Here is a 21,425-nt window from a genome sequence, read left to right on the forward strand (position 1 = left end):
CCCCGATGGGACAAGCCATGCTGCGCATGAAGAACGTCCGGGAGCGCCGCCCCGGCCGTACCGCCGGGGCCCCCGGCCGCGCTGCGGACGGCCTCGGCCCCGTGCACACGATCGCCGTCGTCGCGCCGTACTACCCGCCGCACGTCGGTGGGTGCGAGAACTACGCGGCTCGCCTGGCCCGCGCCATCGCCGACGACCCGGCGATGCGGGCCGTGGTGATCACCTCCAACCCGGCAGGACGGCGCACGGTGTTCGGCGTAGACGGACCGGACGTGCCGGTGATCCGGCTCGGGACGTGGACACGCTGGTCCAACACACCACTGAACCCGCTGTGGCCGCGGCAATTGCGCGGCTGGCTGGACCGTCTTGATGTCGACCTCGTCCATGTGCACGCCCCGGTGCCCGGGCTGGCGGATCTGGCGATAGCCGTGGCGGCGGACCGTCCGACCGTCATGACGTACCACGCCGGGTCGATGTGCAAAGGCCGTAAGAACATCGACCGGCTGATCCGTTTGTACGAGCGGCACGTACTGCCCCGCGTGTTCTCGCGCGTCAGGGCGCTCGTCGCCGTGTCTCCGGTCTCGTTGGCGTCCGGGCGCCCGGGCGCCGTCGAGATCACGCCCGGCGTCGATCTGGAGCGGTTCACTCCGGGTCCGCCGCCCTCGACGAGGCCCCGCACCGTCGTCTACGTCGGCCGCATGGACCGGTCGTCGTCCTGGAAAGGCGTCGATGTCCTGCTCCGGGCGTTCGCCGCGCTGACCGACCTTCCCGAGGCGCGGCTGACCCTCGTGGGGGGCGGCGACGCGGTCCCCGACCACGCGGCTCTGGCCGGGCGACTCGGCATCGCCGACCGGGTGGACTTCACCGGTGAACTCGCCGGGGACGCGCTGGTGACCCAGGTACGAAAAGCGGCCGTGCTCGCCCTGCCCTCACTGACGGAGGCCGAGTGCCATCCGATGGCGTCCATCGAGGCGATGGCCTGCGGCACGCCCGTGGTCGGGTCGGACGTGGGCGGCCTCCCCCACTCCGTCGTCCCGGGTGTCACCGGGATGCTCGTCCGGCCGGGGGATCCGGACGCGCTGGCCGCGGCCTGCCGGCGCTTGTTGCTGGACGGGGACCTGGCCGACCGCATGGGAGAAGCCGGCCGGCGGCGTGCGGTCGAACGCTATGGCTGGCCGGATCTGACCGAGCGCTACCTCCAGCTCTACCGGTCCCTCCTCACCGGGCCATCGGCCCGCTTTGCAGGCGGTGCCGGATGAAGAACGCCCGCCACCAAACGATCGATCGAACGGCCCGGGTGACCGATCGCGCTGCGGACCGCGGACGGGGTCCGGTGCACACGGTGGCCGTGGTCGCGCCCCACTACTGGCCGAAAGTCGGCGGCGCGGAGAACTGTGCCCGGTTCGTCGCCCACGCGGTTGCCGCCGAGCCCGGCCTGCGCGCCGTGGTCATCACGGCCAACCCGAGCGGGTGGCGTACCTCGGTCACGGCCGACGGTGAGGTACCCGTCGTCCGGCTGGGCACCTGGACCCAGCGGGGAGTCAACGCGCCGGTCAGCCCACTGTGGCCGTTTCAGCTGCGCCGTTGGCTGCGCCGTCTTGACGTCGACATCGTCCATGCCCACGCCCCGGTACCCGGCCTCGGGGACGTCGCAGTCGCCGTGTCGGGGCGTCGCCCGGCCGTCGTGACCTACCACGCCGGAACGATGGTCAAGGGCAGGAGACGCCGGGACCGTCTCCTTCGCTGGTATGAGCGGTACGTCCTGCCGTGGGTGTTCGCACGGGCCGACGCGCTGGTCGCCGTGTCGCCGGTGTCGCTGGCCTACGGCCGGCCGGGCGCCGTCGAGATCCCGCCCGGTGTCGACGTGGAGTTGTTCACGCCGGGACCGCCGCCTTCGACGCGGCCTCGCACCGTCGTCTATGTGGGGCGGTTGGACCGCGCGTCGTCCTGGAAGGGTGTGGACGTCCTGCTGCGGGCGTTCGCGGACCTGGCCGATCTGCCCGGTGTGCGGCTGAAGGTCGTGGGGGCCGGCAACGCCCTGCCCGATCACATGGCGCGCGCGGAGCGGCTCGGCATCGCCGCACGGGTGGAATTCGCGGGCGGCCTCACCGCGGACCCACTGGTCGCGGCGATGCGCAGCGCCGCGCTGCTCGTGCTGCCGTCCCTCACGGACGCCGAGTCGTTCGGCATGGTGCTGGCGGAGGCGATGGCCTGTGGTACGCCCGTGATCGGATCCGATGTCGGCGGTATCCCGCACGTGGTCACGCCGGGTGTGACGGGCCTGCTGGTTCCTCCGGGCGACGCGCCTGCACTGGCGGCGGCCTGCCGGCGGCTCTTGCTGGACGGGGAGCTGGCCGACCGTATGGGCGATGCCGGCCGGCGGTGCGCCGTCGAACGCTATGCCGGGCCGGCTCTGGCCGAGCGGTATCTGTGCGTCTTCAGGTCCCTGCTTCCGGCACAACCTTGCTGAGGCGCGCCGCCTTGCCCGGCTCGTCAGCCCCTTGACCGCAAGGTGGACCGTCCCTAACGTGAATATGTACGGCGTAAATTTACATAGTTTGGGTCGGGGTGGCAGGTCACTGGAACCCTGACGGTCACTCCTTGGGACGACCGGTTCTTCGACGTGCGCTACGGCCGAACGGTCGACCGACGCCTGAGAGGGGCCCCATGCACATACGACCCGGCCGAGGGCCGACCGTTCCTGTCGCCGCACCACCGGTCAGAGCGACAAGGGCGACGCGCAGGGCGATGCGTGCCGCCCGCCGCGTCGGCCGGGCCGTTGAACGCTCCCCGTTCGCGTTTCTCGTGGAGTTCCCCGCGATGCAGCGCGCCCGCAACCGCACAGCATGCGCGGGAGACGTCCTCGCCGTGCTGGACGCGCTGAGCCGGGCGCAGGTGCGGATGTGGCTGGCGGGTGGCTGGGGCGTGGACGCTCTGCTGGGCCGGGAAACCCGGCGGCACCGCGACATCGACGTCGTGCTCGCCCGGGAAGAGGGCGTGGAGGAAAGGGCCCGGCTCGCCATGGCCGGGATCGGTTTCCGGCCGCTGCAGGACGAGATCGCCCCCGACGGACGTCCGCTGCCGGTGCGCTGGGTGCTGGACGACGGACTGGCCGTCGTCGACCTCCTCCCGGTCGACCTCGCCTGCTGGCCGTTCGCGGGCCTGCTGAGCCGGCACGCAACGCCGCAGGCCGGCACCGGGGCCGCGGGCAAGGTGACCGCCCCGGCGTCCGACGACTGCGGCGTCATCGCAGGACGACCGGTGCCGTGCTTGCCGCTCCGGCTCCAACTGGTCGTCCACCAGGGCTACCTGATGCGCGAGTGCGACCGGCACGACCTCGACCTTCTCGAGGAACTGCTGATGATCCGAAGGGGAGTGCCGTGAAGTTCCCGGTCGGCACGGTCGGCACGGTGCCTCGGAAGCTGGTGGGCGCGGCGCTGCGCGGTGTGCGGCCCGCGAGCGCCCTGATCGTGCCCGTCCCCGAGGCGGCGCCCGCTCTGTGCATGTGGCGAGGTGAGCCAGTGCCGCGCGGCGGGCTGTCCGCTCACGTCACGGTGATGTATCCCTTCCTGCCACCGCGCGCCATCGACGGCCTCGTGGAGGCGGAACTGGCGCGAGTCGCGGCCTGCGTCGAGCCATTCGGATTCTCTCTCACCGCTGTCGGGAGGTTCCCGGGGGTCCTGTATCTGCGTCCGGTGCCCGCGGAGCCGTTCGGCGACCTCCTCGGCCTGGTGACGCGGCACTGGCCCGAGTGCCGGCCGTACCGGGGCAAGTATCCCGAGTCCGTCCCGCACGTCACGCTGGCCATCGGCGAGTCGGCCTTCGGTGACACGGAGCGACTCACACCCCTCCTGCCCATCGCCTGCCGGGCCACGGAGATGGCCCTCATGACGGAGACCGCGCGAGGATGGCACGCCAGATCTCGTTTCCCGCTGTGTGGAACGGCGCAATGAGAATGCTGCACATGCCGCCCGCTGCCCGCGTGCTCTCGCGCGGCACTGCATCGGCACGCCCGTCGAACAGCCCTGTCGGCCTCCTCGCCAACGTGGGAGCCATGGCCGCGGGCCGTGTGGTGATCCTGGTCCTCACCTGGACCGGGTCGCTGATCATCATTCGCTCCTTGTCGCCCGAGGCCTTCGGCAAGTTCACGTTCATCTTCAGTGTCTTCGGGATGCTGAGCGTCATCACGGATCTCCAGGTCGGTCGGATAGCAGTCGTCCGCTTCTCCACCGACCTGCGGGACCCCGGAGGTTTCGGGGGTACCTACGTCCTGCTGCGGCTGGTCCTCGGCGTGGTCGGCTATGCGCTGGCCGTCGGTTTCGTGGCCGTCGCCGGGTACTCGTCGGACGTGGTCCGCGCGACCGCGGTCGGAGGGCTGGCGGTGGTGGTGTCGACGCCCTCGCATGCCTACAACGCGGTGTTCGAGGCGGGAATGCGGCTTCGGCCCATCGCCGTCGGGAGCACGCTCGGCGCCATGGGCTTTGTCGCCCTGACCGCGTCGATCGCGGCGGCCGGCGGCACCCTTCTGCTCTTCACCCTTCCTGCCGTGCTGTTCGAGCTGGTCGAGCTCGCCTGGAAGGCGACGGCAGCACACCATGTCGTGCCCTTCCGGTACCGGATCGACCTGCGCGAGTGGTGGTTGCTGCTCCGCGAGGCCGTGCCGCTGTCGATCGGCGCGGGCCTGATGCTGGTCTACTACCGGGTCGACTCGGTGATGCTGACGAAGCTGGACTCGTTCACGGCCGCCGGCCAGTACGGGGTCGCGTACAAGTTCGTCGATCTGGCTCACTGCGTACCGGTCTACGTCTGCATGGCCGTCCTTCCGCTGCTGGTCCGGACCTGGCCGCACCGGCCCGACGCGTTCCGGGCGGCCACGGGGCGTGCCGCGCTCCTGCTCGCAGTGCTCGGCGGTCTGCTGGTGTGCGAGTTCACGGTCTTCGCGGAGCCGGTGATCCGCACGCTCTACGGGGCTCACTACGCTCCCGCGGCCGACGCCACCCGCGTCGTCGTGACGTCCGAGTGCCTGGCCTTCTTCACCTTCCTGGCTTTCAACTGCCTGGTCGCGGCCCGGCTCCACCGCCACTACCCGCTGATCACCCTGGTCGGTCTGATCGTCAACATCACCCTGAACTTCCTCTTCATACCCCGCTGGTCGTATCTGGGAGCCGCCTTCAACACCCTGGCCACCGACATCCTGGTCTGTGTCCTCATGCTGCTGCTGCTGCGCAGGGTGCCCGGGATGCGTCCCCTCCCCGTGCCGCCGTGGCGGAGCGTGCTGTGCGCCCTTGTGTGCGGTGCCGCTGCCGGCTGGGGCGTCGCCAAAGTCACCCTCTGGCCCCTCGGGGCGCTGGTGACCGCCGCCGTCTATGCGGCGGTGCTGTGGGCCCTGCGCGCCGTCGGACACAAGGAGGCCGTCGACAGTGACCCCGCCGACGCGGCCGCCCCCGGCCGAGGAACGGAGACAGAACGATGAGAGTCCTCTTCATCGACGAGAACATCGGCGGGCACACGACCATGCACGTTCATCTGCGGCGGGCGCTGCGGGAAGCGCATCCGCAGATCGACGCGCACTTCCTCGCCGTACCACCACCCTCACCGCTCAGACTGGCGGCGGGCGCCCCACTGCCCTTCCTGCGCCGATACGACCTGGATCTGCAGCTTCTCCGGGCGCAGCTCGCGATGAGCGCCTGGGTCCGCCGCCGGCTGCGGGGAGCCGAGGCACGGTTCGACGCGGTGCACGCCTATACGCAGAACACCGTGCTGCTCAGCACCGGGACCCTGCGCCGGATGCCCTCGGTGGTGGGGCTGGACTCGACGAACGCGCGCACCGCCCACTGCTTGTCGTACCGCGAACCCACCCGGTGGACCCCGTACACGATGGTCCCCGCCCTGCGCCTGGAGGCCGCGGTCTTCCGGGCGGCGGACGTCATCGTCGCGCAGACCGAATGGACCGCGTCGGCGATCCGGGAGGAGCACGCCCTCCGGGACGACCGGCTGAAAGTCATCAGGGTCGGCATCATCCCCCCGCAGGCCGACCCGCCCGCCGCTCCCGGCACCCTGCGACAGGACTGCCCGCGCATCGTCTTCGTCGGGAGTTCCCTGGAACGCAAGGGGGGCAACCAGCTCATCCGGGTGCACCAGCGCCATCTCGCCGACCGGTGCGAACTGGTCCTGATCACCAGAGAGCGCGTCCCCCGGGGGCGGAACATCACCGTACTCGCCGACATCACCCCGGGCGACCCGCGGCTGTGGCAGACCCTGAGGTCATCGGCGGTGCTCGCCCTGCCCAGCCGCATCGACATGACTCCGCTCACGGTCCTGGAGGGCATGGCGGCCGGTCTGCCCGTCGTGGCCTGCCCGGTCTACGGCGTCCCCGAACTGGTCGCGGACGGGCACACCGGTCTCCTCGTCCCGCCCTGTGACGACGGCGCCCTGCTCGCGACCCTGCGCACCCTGCTCGACGCCCCCGCCCTGCGGGCACGGATGGGAGCGGCCGGGCGGACACGGCTCCTGGCGCGGTTCGACGCCCGCAGGGAGGCCGACGAACTGGTTGCCGTCCTGCACGACGTGGTGGCACGCCACAGCTCCGGCGGCCGTGCGGCAGGGCCGGCGCCCCGGTACGCACGCGGATCACTGCCGTCGACGAGCCCGCGCGAAGCGTGAGGACACGACAAGGAGCCGGAGCCAGCACCGGAAGGAACCCGACATGATCCGCATCCCGATCCTCAACTACCACTGCATCTCCGACGACCCGGCGCCGTGGATCGCCGACTACACGGTGACCCCGGCCGACCTCGCCCGCCATCTCGATCTGATTCTCGCCGGCGACCGGACCGTCGTGCCCGTCTCACGCCTCGCCGATGCCGCCACCGGCCGTCGCCCCCTGCCGCGCAAGCCCCTCGTCATCACGTTCGACGACGGCTTCGCGGACTTCGCCGACATCGCCGCCCCCGCCCTGGCCGAGCATGGCCTGCCCTGCACGTTCTACGCGGCCACCGGCTCCCTGGAGGGCGGGCGCCGACGCGAGACGGTGTTCCCGCCGCATCCGATGGTCAGCTGGAGCCGGCTGCCCGAGCTGGAGGAGCAGGGAGTGGAGATCGGGGCACACTCCCACACCCACCGCGACCTGGACCTGGCCGACCCCCGGGTGGCCGCGGACGAGGTGCTGCGCAGCAAGGAACTCCTCGAGGACGCCCTCGGGCACGAGATCACCTCTTTCGCCTACCCCTACGGGCACTTCACGGCGCACCTTCTCCGGGTGGTCGCACAGAGCGGATACGACTCGGCCTGCTCGGTGCGCAACCGGATGAGCCGGGTCGGGGACCACGTCTACGCCCTCGCCCGGCTGCCGCTGCGAGCGGCGACGACCGTCGACGAGGTCGGCGCGTGGGTGTCCGGCCGGGGGGCGAGGATCGCCTCCTCCCGGCCGGACACCCTTGGCGTGCGCGCCGAGCGGCTCTACCGGCGCGTTCTGCGGATGCCCGTGCTGGCCGAGGACGGCCTCGCCGGTCCGCCCGCCCCGATCGCCGTCACACGTGCCGCCGAAGCAGGGGAGCGGTCATGAATCACGAGGTGCCCGTACTTCTGGTGAGGCTCGTCCCCGCTCCACAGCAGCACGGAGGTCTGGGTGTCCTCAGAACCCTGGGCCGGGCCGGGGTGCCGGTGTACGCCATGGTCGAGGACGGCTTCACACCGATCGCCGTCTCCCGTCACCTGACGGGCCGCTTCCCCATCCCGGCGACCGTGCTGCGGGCCCCGGGCGAGTTCCCCTCGACGCTCCTGCGGTTCGGCCGTGCGATCGGCCGCAGGGCGCTCGCCGTGGCCGCGGACGACGAGGCCGCCGTCCTGCTCGCCGAACACGCCGAGGCCCTCTCGGAACGGTTTCTGCTGCCCGCGGTTCCGCCGACGCTGCCACGCAGACTGACCAGCAAGGCGGGCCTCCACCGGATCTGCGTCGAAAACGGCGTCCCCGCCCCGCGGTCCTGCGCGCCCGCCGACCGGGCGGAACTCGTCGCCCTCGGACGCGCGTGGGGGTATCCCCTCGTCCTGAAGAACCGCGAGGCGTTCACCCGGTTGCACGCTCCGGTGGTGGGGCACACCACCGTGATCCACGACGAAGACGAGTTGCTCGCCTGCCTGGGGCCGTGCCGGACACCCGCGGTACTGGCGCAGGAATACATCCCGCAACCGGTCGCCGAAGACTGGATCACCCACCTCTACTGCGACGGCCAAGGCGAGGCGCGCGTGGTCTTCACCGGCTACAAAGTGCGTTCCTGGCCGCCGTACAGCGGAGCGACGACGCGGGCGTGGAGCCGGCCGAACCCGCTCCTCGCCGAGCTGGCCACAGGTCTGTGCCGGCGGATCGGGTACAGCGGAATCGCTGATCTGGACTGGCGGTTCGACCGGCGTGACGGCCGCTACAAACTCGTCGATTTCAACCCGCGCATCGGGGCGCAGTTCCGCTTGTTCGAGACGGGCAACGGCACCGATGTGGTCCGCGCGATGTATCTGGACCTCACCGGCCAGCCGATACCCGAAGCGCCGCAGACCAACGGCCGGATGTTCGTCCTGGGCCAGCTCGATCTGCGCTCGGCCGCCGTCAGCGCCCGGCGGGAGCACCGGGTGCCGGAGGCGTTGCTGCCCCGACGTGGCACGGAGCGCGCCTGGTGGTGCCGGGACGATCCGCTTCCCGCGGTGGCCGAGGCGGTGCGCTTCACCGGTGCCGGGACCCTGCGCCTCGCCCATGCCGCCGCCGACGCGTTCAGCAGACGCCCGGCCCCGCAGCCCTAACATATGAGATGTGGTGAAAAATCATCGTCATCGCCGGTTTATTGCTGTCGTGACGACACTGATCACAATTGGGGTCATGACCGCGGGCTGTATGAAGGCTGTCCCGAAGAACGACCCGAAGCACCACCTGCAGGTCGGGCTCGCCTACGGCAACCGCCTGGTGTGGATGTCCGACGACGAACTCGACACGGCTCTCGACGACGCCGTCGACGCGGGGGCCCGCTGGGTGCGTACCGATCTGTCGTGGGAGAACACCCAGCCCGACACGGCGGACGCATATCAGTGGAGCCGGTTCGACCATGTCGTCGCCGAAGCCCGCAAACGCCACCTCACCGTGCTGCCCGTATTGGCCTACACGCCGGCCTGGGCGCGGCCGCCGGATTGCTCGAGCGACAAGTGCCACCCTGCCGACCCGGAGGCGTTCGCCACCTTCGCCGCGGCCGCCGCGGCCCGGTACGCACCGTCCGGCATTCACGCGTGGGAGATCTGGAACGAGCCCAACCTGCCCGACTTCTGGAAGCCCAGACCCGATCCGGCCGCCTATACGGCGCTGCTGCGGGTGACTGGTCAGGCGCTGCGACGGGTGGACCCCTCGGCGTATGTGATCCTCGGCGGGCTCGCCGCGGTCCACACGGCAGGCCCGAGGATCTCGCAGTCCGACTTCCTCGCGGCCGTGTCGGCACGCGGCGGCAACCGGATGGTCGACGCGGTCGGCTTCCACCCGTACACCTACCCCTACCTGCCGAGCACCAGGACGCCGTGGGGGACGCCCTGGGAGCACATCGACGCCACCCCGGACAGCCTGGAGCGTGTTCTGGCCGCTCACGGCACGCCCGGCAAGCCCCTGTGGATCACCGAGTTCGGAGCGCCGACCGATGGCCCCGGTACCGCGTCGGACGGGCGGCCGGAGACGATCGGCGCGACGACGACCCATGTGACCGAACAGCGCCAGGCCGCCATCGCGGCGGACGCGGTCCGCACAGCGGACGCGACCCCGCACGTGGAGGCGCTGTTCTGGTACTCCGACCGCGACACCGGAACCGACACGTCGTCCAAGGAGAACTTCTTCGGACTGCGCCGCGCCGACGGAAGCGCCAAACCCGCCCTCGGTGCCTTCCGCAGGGCCGTGGCCGCGCTCCGCGACGAACACGTGCACCCCTCCTGAGCCGGGCGACGGGTGGCTCCCGGCTCCGCCCGGCCCACCCCGCCGACCTGCGGCGCTCCGGCCACCCACCCGCGCGCATTACGCTGGGAGGCTGATCGATCCCCCGGGCAGGAGTGAGATGGCCGTCAACCTGGTCAATGTCGAGAACGTCAGCAAGGTGTACGGCACCCGTGCCCTGCTGGACGGTGTGTCGCTCGGCGTGTCCGAGGGGGACCGGATCGGGGTCGTCGGACGCAACGGCGACGGCAAGACCACCCTGATCCGGATGCTCGCCCGGCTGGAGGAGGCCGACACCGGCCGGGTCACCCACTCCGGCGGGCTGCGCATCGGCGTGCTCACACAGCACGACTCCCTCGACCCGGAGGCGACCGTCCGGCACGAGGTCATCGGCGACATGGCCGACCACGAGTGGGCCGGCAACGCCAAGGTCAGGGACGTGCTGACCGGGCTGTTCGGCGGGCTGGACCTGCCGGGCTTCCCCAAGGGCCTCGACACCGTCATCGGACCGCTCTCCGGTGGTGAGCGGCGCCGTATCGCGCTGGCCAAGCTGCTCATCGAGGAGCAGGACCTGCTCGTCCTGGACGAGCCCACCAACCACCTCGACGTCGAGGGCATCGCCTGGCTCGCCGAGCACCTGCGCGCCCGGCGTTCGGCGCTGGTGTGCGTCACCCACGACCGCTGGTTCCTGGACCAGGTCTGCACCCGCATGTGGGACGTGCAGCGCGGCGCCGTCTACGAGTACGAGGGCGGCTACTCCGACTACGTCTTCGCGCGCGCCGAGCGTGAGCGCATCGCGGCGACCGAGGAGGCCAAGCGGCAGAACCTGGTCCGCAAGGAGCTGGCCTGGCTGCGGCGCGGCGCTCCCGCCCGCACGTCCAAGCCGCGCTTCCGCGTCGAGGCCGCCAACGAGCTGATCAAGGACGTGCCGCCGCCGCGCGACAGCAGCGAGCTGATGAAGTTCGCCTCCTCCCGGCTCGGCAAGACCGTCTTCGACCTGGAGGACGTGACCGTCCAGGCCGGCCCCAAGGTCCTGCTCAAGCACGTCACCTGGCAGCTCGGCCCCGGCGACCGCATCGGACTCGTCGGCGTCAACGGCGCCGGCAAGACCTCGCTGCTGCGCGCGATGGCCGACGCCGCCCGCACCGAAGGCGAGGCCCAGCCGGCCGGCGGCCGGGTCGCCGTCGGCAGGACGGTCAAGCTCGCCTACCTCTCCCAGGAGGTCGCCGAACTGAACCCGGCCACCCGGGTGCTGGAAGCCGTCCAGCAGGTCCGCGAACGCGTCGACCTCGGCAAGGGCCGCGAGATGACCGCCGGCCAGCTGTGCGAGACGTTCGGCTTCGGCAAGGAGAAGCAGTGGACGCCCGTCGGTGACCTCTCCGGCGGTGAGCGGCGCCGGCTGCAGCTGCTGCGGCTGCTGATGGACGAACCCAACGTCCTCTTCCTCGACGAGCCCACCAACGACCTCGACATCGAGACGCTCACCCAGCTCGAGGACCTCCTCGACGGCTGGCCCGGCTCGATGATCGTCATCTCCCACGACCGGTTCTTCGTCGAGCGCACCACCGACCGCGTCTTCGCGCTGCTCGGCGACGGCACGCTCAGGATGCTGCCGCGCGGCATCGACGAGTACCTGGAGCGGCGCCGGCGCATGGAGGAGGCGGTCGCCGCCCAGGTCACCGCCGCGGCGCCCAAGCCGGCCGGCACCGAGAAGAGCGCCGCCGACCAGCGCGCCGCGAAGAAGGAACTGCAGAAGGTCGAGCGGCAGCTGGACAAGGTCTCCGAGCGGGAGACCAAGCTGCACGCGCAGATCGCCGAGAACGCCACCGACTTCGCGAAGGTGGCCGAACTCGACGCCGAGCTGCGGGAGCTGGCCGGCCAGCGCGAGGAGCTGGAGCTGCGCTGGCTGGAACTGGCCGAGGACGCCTGACGGTTCGGCCTCCCGTCTGCCGGGGGGGCACAGCCACCACGGCTTACGTCTCCCGGGCGCCCGGCCACTCGGGCTCCCGTCCCCGGGAGGCCCGGCCACTCGGGCTTCCGTCTCCCGGGGCGCCCGGCCACTCCGGCTTACGCCCCCCTGGGCGCCCGGCCGTTCGGGCGCCCGGTCGTCCGGCGCATGCGCCCCGCGCGCACGTCGCGTGAAGGGGGCGTGAAGGCGCGTAACAACGGCATCACGGGCCGGTCCTCCGTTGGGTACAGGCCCGCTCTCACTCCGGTGGACTGTCGGCGGCGGGTGATAGAAAGGGCCGTCTGAGAACTGTCTGTCGAACGACTCTGGGTCCATCGCGTACCTCAGGGCGTGGGTGAAAATCAGTGAGGTAGGGGGAGACGCTGATGACTCAGCCGCCCAACCAGCCGCCGCCGCCGGGCGGGTTCGGACCGCCGCAGGACCAGCCGCCGCAGTCCGGTGGCGGGTTCGGCGCTCCGCAGAGCCCGCCGCCACCGCAGAGCCCGCCGCCTGCGCCGCCCGGTGCACCGCAGACGCCGCCGCCTCCGCAGACCCCGCCCGCCGGCCCCCCGCAGCCCGGTTACGGCTACCCGCAGCAGCCCGGCCCCTACGGCCCGCCCAGCGGCCCCTACGCGGCGCCCGACACACCGCCCGCACCCGGCCCGTACGGCCAGCAGCCGGGGCCGTACAGTCCGCCGCAGCAGCCCGGCCCCTACGGCCAGCCGCAGCCCGGCTACGGCTACCCGCCACAGCCCCCGTTCCCCGGCGCGCCCGGCACCCCGCCGCCCGGGACCCCCGGCGGCCGGGGACCGTTCAAGGGCAAGCCGCTCGCCGTCATCGGCGCCGCCGTCGCCGCGCTGCTCGTCATCGGCGGCACCGTGTGGGCGCTCAGCGGCGGCGACGACGACCCGCAGAAGAAGCCGGTCTCCCAGCAGAGCGACGACCCGAAGCCGTCCGGCTCCGAGAGCCCCACGGGCGACCGCGGCGGCGACGGCCCCGAGGACCTCAACGCCGGCCGCCAGCCCGGCGAGGCGAAGGTGCTCTGGTACCAGTCGGCACCCGACGCGCCCAAGGGCGGCGCCGACGCCCCCGGCCTGTGGATCACCGACAAGGTCTCCGTCAAGGCCGCCTACAAGCAGGTCTTCGGCTACAACATCTCCGACGGCAAGCCTGCCTGGACCCCCATCACCTTCGCGTCGAAGATCTGCGCGGCCACCCGGGAGAAGACGGCCGACAACAAGATCGTCGTCGCGTACATGGACGGCACCAGCGAGCGCGCCAAGTGCAACCAGCTCCAGGAGATCGACCTCGCCACCGGCCAGAAGGGCTGGACCGGCGCGATCGACGACGGCGCCCTGTTCGACAGCGCCCTCAACGTCGAGCTGACGCTCGCCGGTGACACGCTGATGATCGGCCGCTCCCAGTCCGGCGTGGCCCTGGACGTGCACAGCGGCCACAAGCTGTACGACAAGAAGCGCTACGGCTCCGCCTGCTTCCCCTCCGCCTTCGCCGGCAGTGCGACCAAGCTGGTCCAGGTCGCCAGCTGCGGGGCGATGACCTCCAACGAGCACGAGGAGCTCCAGGGTCTGAACCCCAAGACCGGGGCGGTGCTGTGGACCCAGCCGCTGGAGAAGGGCTGGGAGGTCAAGAAGGTCTTCTCGATGGACCCGCTGGTCGTCTACCTCACCAATGAGGACAAGAAGGTCTGGGACATGGTGGTCCTGCAGGCCGACGGCAAGCTGCGCACCCACGTCAACGTCAACGAGAAGTTCGACTTCCAGTGCGGCTGGAGCATCTTCCAGCGCGACCTGCAGGGCTGCCTGGGCACCGCCGCCGGCGGCGACACGCTCTACCTGCCCACCGACGCCACGACCGGCGCCAACGAGGTCGTCGCCATCTCCCTCGCCAACGGCAAGGAGAAGTGGCGGGTGAAGTCCCCGGCCGACGAGTCGATGCTGCCGATGCGCGTCGACGGCAACCAGCTCGTCGCCTACGTGCAGCCGTCGTACGACGCGGGCGGCCAGGTGGTGTCCGTGCCGACGGCGGGCACGGCGCACCAGCCGGCCAAGCTGCTGCAGATGCCCGCCTCCACCGCGGAGATCGAGAACGGCTTCTTCTCCAAGACCTACGACTGGGTCGACGGACGCTTCTACATCGCGACCACCCGGCTGGGCGGCGGCGATGACGCGAAGGAGAAGCTGATGCTCGCCTTCGGCAAGTGAGCCCGCGGCGGGGCCCGTTGCCGGGCCCCGCTCCCGCGTGCGCCGCTCTCCCCGCCCGCCCCGCCGACGACACGGTCGTCCGACCCGAGGTACCCACGTCATGACCCAGCCGCCCCCGCCCCCGAACCAGCCCCCGCAGCAGGGGGGTGGCTTCGGCCCGCCGCAGGACCAGCAGCCGGCCCAGCCCCCGCAGCCCCCGCAGCAGGGCGGCTACGGCACACCGCAGCCCGCCCAGCCGCCGGCCGCCCCGCCGGCCGCTCCGCAGACGCCGCCCGCCACCCCGCCGGGTCCGGCCGCGGCGCCGAGCCTGAACAAGTCCCCGCAGCCGGCCCCCGGTTACGGCTACCCGCAGCAGCCGCAGGGCGCCCCGCACACACCCCCGGCACCGCAGACGCCTCCGCCGCCGATGCCCGGTCAGCAGCCGGCCCCCGGCTACGGCTACCCGCAGGCCGGCCAGCCCCCGACCCCGCCCCCGCCGCAGCCCGGTTACGGCTACCCCGGCCGGCCGCAGACGCCGTACGGGCAGCAGCCGGGGTACGGCTACCCGCAGCAGACCGCGCCCCAGCCGCAGGCCGCGGCGTCCTCCGGCGGCGGACGCAAGGTCAACCCGCAGGTGGCGATCATCGTCGCGGCCGTCGTCGCGTGCGCGCTGATCATCGGCAGCGGTGTCTGGTACTCCCACTCCAAGGGCGGCAAGGACGAGACGGCCAGCTCCGCCGGTCCCACCGGTGGCGGCAAGGGCGGCGACACGCCCGGCGGCGCCGGCGGCAGCGAGAAGGTGCCGGACAACCCCGCCTCGCAGGTGCTGTTCCAGGTGCCGATGCCGCCGGTCACCGACGACAGCAGCGTCAGCGTCAACGGCTCCTGGCTCACCGACAAGGTGTACGCCAAGTCCGGCAACGCCGAGATCGTCGGCTACGACCCGGCCAAGGGCACCAAGATGTGGTCGATCCCGCTGCCCGGCCCGGTGTGCACGGCCAGCAAGTACGCCTCCGCCGACGGCAAGGCGGCCGTGGTGTTCGAGCCGTCGATGCCGACCAAGGACAAGCCGTCCCACGGCTGCAGCCAGGTCGCCTCGATCGACCTGACGACCGGCAAGAAGCTGTGGACGCAGACGGCCAAGAACGGCGACGAACCGGCCACGTTCGACAACGTCACCCTCAGCGGCGGCACGGTCGCCGCCGGCGGCCTGGACGGCGGCGCCGCCTGGGACGCCGCCTCCGGCAAGTCCCTGTGGGCCCCCAAGGCCGCCGACACCTGCAAGGACGCCGGGTACGGCGGCGGGGAGAAGCTCGTCGCGGTGCGCAAGTGCGGGTCGTACGACAACCCGGTGGTGCACATCCAGACCATCGACCCGAAGTCCGGGAAGGTGTTCTCCGACTACAAGATGTCCGCGGGCATCGACGACGCTGCCATCGTCTCCAGCAACCCGCTCGTCGTCGGCGCCGACGTCGGTGACACCGGCAACGGCAGCGGGGTGTCCGACATCTTCTCCATCGACAACGCCACCGGACAGCTGAAGGCGCACATCTCCCTGTCCGGCGACGGCTACACGGAGACCTGCGACACCCTCGACGAGGTCGAGAACTGCCACGGCCTCGTCGTCGGCAACGGCAAGCTGTACGTCTCCACCGCGGAGCACGACAGCACCGGCGACCACGGCCAGACCAACGAGATCGTCGCTTTCGACCTGGCCACCGGCAAGCAGACCGGCCAGCGCGCCGACGCCGGCGACGGCTACGCCTACACCCCGCTGCGCATGGACGGCTCCAACGTCATCGCGTACAAGCGGCCGCCGTACGACAAGGGCGGGCAGATCGTCAGCATCGACGGCGGCAGCTTCAAGGCCACGACGCTGCTGGAGAACCCGGCGACGCGGTCGGTGCGGGACGTGGAGACCAGCATGCTCCCGGACCACGCGGAGTTCATCTTCGCCGGCGGCCGGCTGTACATGGCGGACACCTTCGCCCGCAAGCCGATGGCGGGCGAGCGGGAGTACCTGGCGATCGCCTTCGGCACACGGTGACGCCCGGCTGATCCGCTCCCCGTGGCCCCGTCCCTGTTCAGGGGGCGGGGCCACTTTTCGTCGCGTAGGGGGCGCGCGATGTCGTACAAGCGTGTAGCTTCCGGGAGCAATGGATCGGGGGGACTGGGGGGTTGCCTTGGGAGTGCGGCTGATGGTGGTCGACGACCACCGACTGCACGCGGAGGCGCTGGCCTCGGCGTTGAAGCTGCGGGGGCACCGGGTGCTCGCCGCGACGGCGCCCGTCGCGGGGGCGGCGGAGCTGGTGATCTCGCGGGCGCCGGAGGTGTGTCTGCTGGGGACGGCGGCGCCCGCGCAGCCGGGGGTGTTCGACCCCGTGGCGCGCATCCGGCGGGAGCGGCCGCAGGTGGCCGTGCTGGTGCTGGGACCGGTACCGAGCCCGCGCGGTATCGCGGCCGCGTTCGCGGCGGGGGCGTGCGGCTATGTACGGCACGACGAGCGGATCGAGGGCGTCGAGCGGGCCATCCTGAAGGCGCGCACGGGGGAGGCGGCGGTGGCCCCGGCCCTGCTGCAGCAGGCGTTCGGCGAGCTGCTGAACCCGGCGGCCCAGCCGGACGACGAGGGGCGGCGCCTGCTGTCGATCCTCACGCCGCGGGAGGTGGAGGTCCTGGTCCGGGTCGCGGACGGCGAGGACACGAGGGCGATCGCGGCGGGCATGGGCATAGCCCCGTCGACCGCCCGCACGCACGTCCAACGGGTCCTGATGAAACTGGGCGTGGGCTCCCGCCTGGAAGCGGCAGCCCTGGCCGCGCGAACGGGCCTGCTGGACAGGGCGACCCCCGCACGAACCGAGGCTTGAAGGGCAAGGGAGACCGCAACCCCCAAGGGGCGCGGGGAACAGCGTCGGCTTCGAGACGGACGGCACCGCGGCCAACCAGGGGGCGCGGGGCTGTGTTCGACATGCGGCTCCGCCGCGTGGGCGCGACCGGCCACCACATACGCGGCAGCCGGCAACGCACCCGCGCCAAACCGGCGTTACTCCGTGGGCTCCTCCGGAGGAACCGGCGCCGCAGGCCGAAGCTTCAGCCACGCCAGGAAGAACACGCCAAGCGCCAGCATCCCCAGCCCCGTCCACAGGTTGATGTTCACACCCTGCGCCTTGTCGATCGTCGCGTCGGAGTCCGTCAGTCCCGTGATCGTGACGATGACGCCGTAGACCACGAACAGCCCGCCGATGATCCGCCGGATGTCGAACAGCCGCGCCGCGGTGGCCGACTTTCCTTCCAGCTCGGTGACTTCGCGCTGGACGTCCCGCTCGGAGTACGCGCGGTGCTCGCGGTGCCCGGGATTCTCACTCATGCTTTCTCACACTCCTTACGAGCAGGCCCTCAGAACGAGAACGGGATGTAGCAGACGGCGGCCAGTACGACGGCCCCCCAGCCCAGCAGCGCCGGCCGGCGGTACCAGGCGTCGTCCCCGGTGGCGGGCGGCTCGGACATCCCGGGGGAGCGGGTGCCGTACACGAGGCCCTGGAGTTCCTCCGCCGGCTTGGGCTTGGTGAACAGGGACACCGCCACCATCACCACCGCACCCGCGACGAAGCCCGCGATCGCGGAGACGAAGTTGGCGCCCTGGTCGGAGGGGATGGAGATGACGCCCTGCTTGTAGATCCAGAAGTAGTTCAGCATCGCGACGGTCGTGCCCGCCATCAGCCCCCAGAAGCCGGACTTGACCGACGCCCGCTTCCAGAACATGCCGATGATGAAGACGACGAACATCGGGACGTTGAAGAAGGAGAACAGCGTCTGCAGGTACGCCATGATGTTGGAGAACGACGAGGCGAGGAACGCCGTCCCGATCGAGGCGAGCACGCCGATCGCGGTGATGAGCCGGCCGAAGCGCACGTAGTAGGAGTCCTCGCGGTCCGTCACCACGTACTTGGCCCAGATGTCGGTGGTGAACACCGTGTTGAAGGACGACACGTTGGCCGCCATGCCGGCCATGAACGCGGCCAGCAGCCCGGTCACCGCGATGCCGAGGACACCGTTGGGCAGCAGCTGCTCCATCAGGTACGGGATGGCGTCGTTGTACTGCAGGTCCGAGCCCGCCGTGCCGATCTTCGGCACCAGGACGGCGGCGACCAGGCCGGGGATCATCACCAGGAAGACGATGAAGATCTTCGGGAACGCGGCGATCAGCGGGGTGCGCTGGGCCGCCGAGAGGTTCTTCGCGGACAGGGCGCGCTGCACCTCGGCGAAGTTCGTCGTCCAGTAGCCGAAGGAGAGCACGAAGCCGAGACCGAGCACGATGGTCAGCCAGTTGGCGCCCAGCGGGTTGGCATGGCCGATGCCGGTGCCGCCCCAGGAGGTGAGGAAGTCACCGCCGTGGCTCTTGGTCAGGGAGTCGGACAGGCCGTCCCAGCCGCCGACCTTCTTCAGGCCGAGCACGGTGATCGGGATGAGGGCCGCGAGGATCACGAAGAACTGCAGCACCTCGTTGTAGATCGCCGAGGACAGGCCGCCGAGGGTGATGTAGGCCAGCACGAAGAAACCGGCGACGACGATCGCCACCCACTGCGGCCACCCGAGCAGGGCCTCGACGACGATCGCGAGGGCGTAGAGGTTGACGCCCGCGATCAGGATGGCCGCGAGGGCGAACAGGACCGAACTCAGCAGATGCGCCCACTTGTCGAAGCGCAGCAGCAGGAACTCGGGGACCGAGCGGACCTTGCTGCCGTAGTAGAACGGCATCATCACCAGGCCGAGGAAGACCATGGCCGGGATGGCGCCGATCCAGTACCAGTGGGTGGTGTACACGCCGTACTGCGCGCTGTTGGCGGCCATGCCGAGGATCTCGGTGGCGCCGAGGTTGGCCGCGATGAACGCCAGGCCCGTCACCCACGCGGGCAGTGAGCGCCCGGACAGGAAGAAGTCGAGGCTCGTCTTCACCGACCGGCGGGCGGCGAAGCCGATGCCCAGCACGACCAGGAAGTAGATCGCGAGGATCGTGTAGTCGAGCCAGTTCGTGGGGAGCCGTAGCCCGGCGGCCAGATATGTGGCGGTTGTGGGGGTCTGCATTAAGCACTCGCTTCGTTGCGCGAACTGATCCTCAGCGGAACCTACGCGTCCGCGTTTAGAAAATGAACACTTCTGGTGATGGTCTTTGTTGGATTGTGATGTGCGCAGCCCTGGTGAGTTGTGACGTGTTATGTTTGATTGTGTTGAGTCATAGCAGTGCTTCGGTCCCCCAGCAGGCGCTCGGGTGAGGACAGAGGGAGTCCGGCGTGAAGAAGACCTCGACCCGGCTGGCCGACGGTCGTGAGCTGATCTACTACGACCTGCGCGACGACTCGGTGCGGGCCGCGGTCGACCGGCGTCCGCTGGAGCCGACCGTGACCACCTCCGAGGTCCGCCGGGACGCGCTGCTCGGTGACGCCGTCGCCATCGCCTCGCACCGCCAGGGCCGCACCTACCACCCCCCGGCCGACGAGTGCCCGCTGTGCCCGTCGCAGGGTGAGCGGCTCAGCGAGATCCCGGACTCCTCGTACGACGTCGTCGTCTTCGAGAACCGCTTCCCCTCCCTGGCCGGCGACTCCGGCCGCTGCGAGGTGGTCTGCTTCACCTCCGACCACCGGGCGTCCTTCGCCGGCCTGACCGAGGAACAGGCACGGCTGGTCCTGGACGCCTGGACCGACCGCACGTCCGAGCTGTCGCATCTGCCCTCCGTCGAGCAGGTGTTCTGTTTCGAGAACCGCGGCGCCGAGATCGGCGTGACCCTCGGCCACCCGCATGGGCAGATCTACGCCTACCCCTTCACCACCCCGCGCACCGCGCTGATGCTGCGCCAGGTCGCCTCGCACAAAGAGGCGAGCGGCGGGGAGAACCTCTTCGACGCCGTCGTCGAGCGGGAACTGGCCGGCGAGCGGGTCGTCCTGGAGGGTGAGCACTGGGTGGCGTTCGTGCCGTACGCGGCGCACTGGCCGTACGAGGTGCACCTGTACCCGAAGCGGCGGGTGCCGGACCTGCTGGCGCTGGACGAGGGGGCCCGCACAGAGTTCCCCCAGCTCTATCTGGAACTCTTGAGGCGCTTCGACCGGATCTTCGGAAGCGGTGAACCGCCCACGCCGTACATCGCCGCCTGGCACCAGGCGCCGTTCGGCCGGCTGGAGGAGTTCGACGGCGTCACCCGTGACGACTTCGCGCTCCACCTGGAGCTTTTCACCATTCGCCGTACGTCGGGCAAGCTGAAGTACCTCGCGGGTTCCGAATCCGGCATGAGCGTGTTCATCAACGACGTGCCTCCGGAGCGCGCGGCCGAGCGACTGCGAGAGGTAGCGAGTTCATGAGCGGTAAGTACCTGGTGACGGGCGGTGCGGGGTACGTCGGCAGCGTGGTGGCCCAGCATCTGCTGGAGGCCGGCCACGAGGTCGTCGTCCTCGACAACCTCTCCACGGGATTCCGGGAGGGCGTTCCGGCGGGCGCCGCGTTCATCGAGGGCGACATCCGCGACGCCGCCAAGTGGCTGGATCCCTCCTTCGACGGCGTGCTGCACTTCGCCGCGTTCTCGCAGGTCGGCGAGTCGGTCGTGAAGCCGGAGAAGTACTGGGACAACAACGTCGGCGGCACCATGGCCCTGCTCGGCGCGATGCGCGAGGCGGGCGTGCGCACCCTGGTCTTCTCCTCCACGGCCGCGACCTACGGCGAGCCGGAAGAGGTCCCGATCGTCGAGAGCGCTCCGACGAAGCCCACCAACCCCTACGGCGCCACCAAGCTCGCCGTCGACTTCATGATCACCAGCGAGGCGAACGCGCACGGCCTGGGCGCGGTCTCCCTGCGCTACTTCAACGTCGCCGGTGCCTACGGCTCCTATGGCGAGCGCCACGACCCCGAGTCGCACCTCATCCCGCTGGTGCTCCAGGTCGCCCAGGGCCGCCGCGAGGCGATCTCCGTCTACGGCGAGGACTACCCGACGCCGGACGGCACCTGCGTGCGCGACTACATCCACGTCGCGGACCTGGCCGACGCGCACCTGCTGGCCCTGAAGGCCGCCACGCCGGGCGAGCACCTGATCTGCAACCTCGGCAACGGCAACGGCTTCTCCGTCCGCGAGGTCATCGAGACCGTGCGCAAGGTCACCGGCCACCCGATCCCCGAGGTGGTCGCCCCGCGCCGCGGCGGCGACCCGGCGGTGCTCGTCGCCTCCGCGGACACCGCCCGCGAGCGCCTCGGCTGGCAGCCGCGCCGCGCGGACCTCGCCGGGATCGTGGCGGACGCCTGGGAGTTCGCGCAGAACCGCGCAAAGTAGCGCACGTTCGAGCAG

17 protein-coding genes are annotated in these 21,425 nt (G+C 71.0%); 15 read left to right on the top strand and 2 right to left on the bottom strand.

Annotation, left to right across the window (positions count from 1 at the left end; all coding sequences use genetic code 11):
* The first annotated feature begins 5 nt into the window (after window positions 1-5).
* From ACZ64A_RS22120 to ACZ64A_RS22180, 13 genes are all read left to right on the top strand, one after another.
* Window positions 6-1,259 carry a glycosyltransferase family 4 protein gene (locus ACZ64A_RS22120; RefSeq protein WP_469812388.1) on the top strand — a complete coding sequence of 418 codons (1,254 nt, stop codon included), beginning with the start codon at window positions 6-8 and terminating at the stop codon, window positions 1,257-1,259.
* 83 nt (window positions 1,260-1,342) lie between these two features.
* On the top strand, window positions 1,343-2,470 hold the full coding sequence (locus ACZ64A_RS22125; protein ID WP_469812390.1) for a glycosyltransferase family 4 protein: 1,128 nt from the start codon (window positions 1,343-1,345) through the stop codon (window positions 2,468-2,470).
* A 278-nt stretch (window positions 2,471-2,748) separates the two neighbouring features.
* A complete protein-coding gene (locus ACZ64A_RS22130; protein WP_469812392.1) occupies window positions 2,749-3,384 on the top strand; it encodes a nucleotidyltransferase domain-containing protein in 636 nt (211 codons plus the stop codon).
* Window positions 3,381-3,953 carry a 2'-5' RNA ligase family protein gene (locus tag ACZ64A_RS22135; protein WP_469812393.1) on the top strand — a complete coding sequence of 191 codons (573 nt, stop codon included), beginning with the start codon at window positions 3,381-3,383 and terminating at the stop codon, window positions 3,951-3,953. Before ACZ64A_RS22130 ends, ACZ64A_RS22135 begins: the two co-directional genes overlap by 4 nt.
* An 11-nt stretch (window positions 3,954-3,964) precedes the next feature.
* Entirely contained in the window at window positions 3,965-5,473 is a 1,509-nt protein-coding gene (locus tag ACZ64A_RS22140) for an oligosaccharide flippase family protein (protein ID WP_469812597.1), read from the top strand.
* Window positions 5,470-6,663 (top strand): glycosyltransferase family 4 protein, encoded by a 1,194-nt coding sequence (locus ACZ64A_RS22145; RefSeq protein ID WP_469812395.1) that lies wholly within the window; start codon window positions 5,470-5,472, stop codon window positions 6,661-6,663. Before ACZ64A_RS22140 ends, ACZ64A_RS22145 begins: the two co-directional genes overlap by 4 nt.
* Window positions 6,664-6,706: 43 nt before the next feature.
* The gene (locus ACZ64A_RS22150) at window positions 6,707-7,564 is read left to right on the top strand and encodes a polysaccharide deacetylase family protein (protein WP_469812396.1); all 858 of its coding nucleotides are present in this window, start codon (window positions 6,707-6,709) and stop codon (window positions 7,562-7,564) included.
* A complete protein-coding gene (locus tag ACZ64A_RS22155) occupies window positions 7,561-8,790 on the top strand; it encodes a carboxylate--amine ligase (RefSeq protein ID WP_469812398.1) in 1,230 nt (409 codons plus the stop codon). The genes ACZ64A_RS22150 and ACZ64A_RS22155 overlap by 4 nt, the downstream gene beginning before the upstream one ends.
* Window positions 8,791-8,866: 76 nt before the next feature.
* Complete coding sequence (locus ACZ64A_RS22160; protein ID WP_469812400.1) at window positions 8,867-9,955, top strand: cellulase family glycosylhydrolase; 1,089 nt, start codon at window positions 8,867-8,869, stop codon at window positions 9,953-9,955.
* A 118-nt stretch (window positions 9,956-10,073) separates the two neighbouring features.
* Window positions 10,074-11,882, top strand: coding sequence for an ABC-F family ATP-binding cassette domain-containing protein (locus tag ACZ64A_RS22165; RefSeq protein WP_469812402.1), 1,809 nt, complete (start codon window positions 10,074-10,076; stop codon window positions 11,880-11,882).
* Between the two features lie 404 nt (window positions 11,883-12,286).
* Window positions 12,287-14,122: an outer membrane protein assembly factor BamB family protein gene (locus ACZ64A_RS22170; protein ID WP_469812404.1), complete on the top strand. Its 1,836-nt coding sequence runs from the start codon at window positions 12,287-12,289 to the stop codon at window positions 14,120-14,122.
* A gap of 100 nt (window positions 14,123-14,222) precedes the next feature.
* A complete protein-coding gene (locus tag ACZ64A_RS22175; RefSeq protein ID WP_469812406.1) occupies window positions 14,223-16,148 on the top strand; it encodes an outer membrane protein assembly factor BamB family protein in 1,926 nt (641 codons plus the stop codon).
* 136 nt (window positions 16,149-16,284) lie between these two features.
* Window positions 16,285-16,965: a response regulator transcription factor gene (locus ACZ64A_RS22180; protein WP_469812408.1), complete on the top strand. Its 681-nt coding sequence runs from the start codon at window positions 16,285-16,287 to the stop codon at window positions 16,963-16,965.
* A 176-nt stretch (window positions 16,966-17,141) separates the two neighbouring features.
* On the opposite strand, the gene ACZ64A_RS22185 is transcribed toward ACZ64A_RS22180, so the two are convergent.
* Window positions 17,142-17,465 carry a hypothetical protein gene (locus ACZ64A_RS22185; RefSeq protein WP_469812410.1) on the bottom strand — a complete coding sequence of 108 codons (324 nt, stop codon included), beginning with the start codon at window positions 17,463-17,465 and terminating at the stop codon, window positions 17,142-17,144.
* Between the two features lie 29 nt (window positions 17,466-17,494).
* On the bottom strand, window positions 17,495-19,183 hold the full coding sequence (locus tag ACZ64A_RS22190) for a sodium:solute symporter family protein (RefSeq protein ID WP_469812412.1): 1,689 nt from the start codon (window positions 19,181-19,183) through the stop codon (window positions 17,495-17,497).
* Between the two features lie 206 nt (window positions 19,184-19,389).
* Here ACZ64A_RS22190 and galT point away from each other — a divergent pair, with 206 nt between their 5' ends.
* Window positions 19,390-20,451, top strand: coding sequence for a galactose-1-phosphate uridylyltransferase (gene galT, locus ACZ64A_RS22195; RefSeq protein ID WP_469812414.1), 1,062 nt, complete (start codon window positions 19,390-19,392; stop codon window positions 20,449-20,451).
* Window positions 20,448-21,410, top strand: a complete 963-nt coding sequence (gene galE / locus ACZ64A_RS22200; protein WP_469812416.1) for a UDP-glucose 4-epimerase GalE — start codon at window positions 20,448-20,450, stop codon at window positions 21,408-21,410. The genes galT and galE overlap by 4 nt, the downstream gene beginning before the upstream one ends.
* Window positions 21,411-21,425 lie beyond the last annotated feature (15 nt).

It is taken from the genome of Streptomyces sp. NPDC104814 (genome assembly GCF_055583185.1).

What these genes read in the sequence shown, in the direction of transcription:
- ACZ64A_RS22170 (WP_469812404.1), top strand. Translation starts at nt 12,287, where the DNA reads ATGACTCAGCCGCCCAACCAGCCGCCGCCGCCGGGCGGGTTCGGACCG.
- ACZ64A_RS22145 (WP_469812395.1), top strand. Translation starts at nt 5,470, where the DNA reads ATGAGAGTCCTCTTCATCGACGAGAACATCGGCGGGCACACGACCATG.
- ACZ64A_RS22185 (WP_469812410.1), bottom strand. Translation starts at nt 17,465, where the DNA reads ATGAGTGAGAATCCCGGGCACCGCGAGCACCGCGCGTACTCCGAGCGG.
- ACZ64A_RS22140 (WP_469812597.1), top strand. Translation starts at nt 3,965, where the DNA reads ATGCCGCCCGCTGCCCGCGTGCTCTCGCGCGGCACTGCATCGGCACGC.
- ACZ64A_RS22160 (WP_469812400.1), top strand. Translation starts at nt 8,867, where the DNA reads ATGACCGCGGGCTGTATGAAGGCTGTCCCGAAGAACGACCCGAAGCAC.
- ACZ64A_RS22175 (WP_469812406.1), top strand. Translation starts at nt 14,223, where the DNA reads ATGACCCAGCCGCCCCCGCCCCCGAACCAGCCCCCGCAGCAGGGGGGT.
- ACZ64A_RS22155 (WP_469812398.1), top strand. Translation starts at nt 7,561, where the DNA reads ATGAATCACGAGGTGCCCGTACTTCTGGTGAGGCTCGTCCCCGCTCCA.
- ACZ64A_RS22190 (WP_469812412.1), bottom strand. Translation starts at nt 19,183, where the DNA reads ATGCAGACCCCCACAACCGCCACATATCTGGCCGCCGGGCTACGGCTC.
- ACZ64A_RS22150 (WP_469812396.1), top strand. Translation starts at nt 6,707, where the DNA reads ATGATCCGCATCCCGATCCTCAACTACCACTGCATCTCCGACGACCCG.
- galE (WP_469812416.1), top strand. Translation starts at nt 20,448, where the DNA reads ATGAGCGGTAAGTACCTGGTGACGGGCGGTGCGGGGTACGTCGGCAGC.
- ACZ64A_RS22120 (WP_469812388.1), top strand. Translation starts at nt 6, where the DNA reads ATGGGACAAGCCATGCTGCGCATGAAGAACGTCCGGGAGCGCCGCCCC.
- ACZ64A_RS22165 (WP_469812402.1), top strand. Translation starts at nt 10,074, where the DNA reads ATGGCCGTCAACCTGGTCAATGTCGAGAACGTCAGCAAGGTGTACGGC.
- ACZ64A_RS22130 (WP_469812392.1), top strand. Translation starts at nt 2,749, where the DNA reads ATGCGTGCCGCCCGCCGCGTCGGCCGGGCCGTTGAACGCTCCCCGTTC.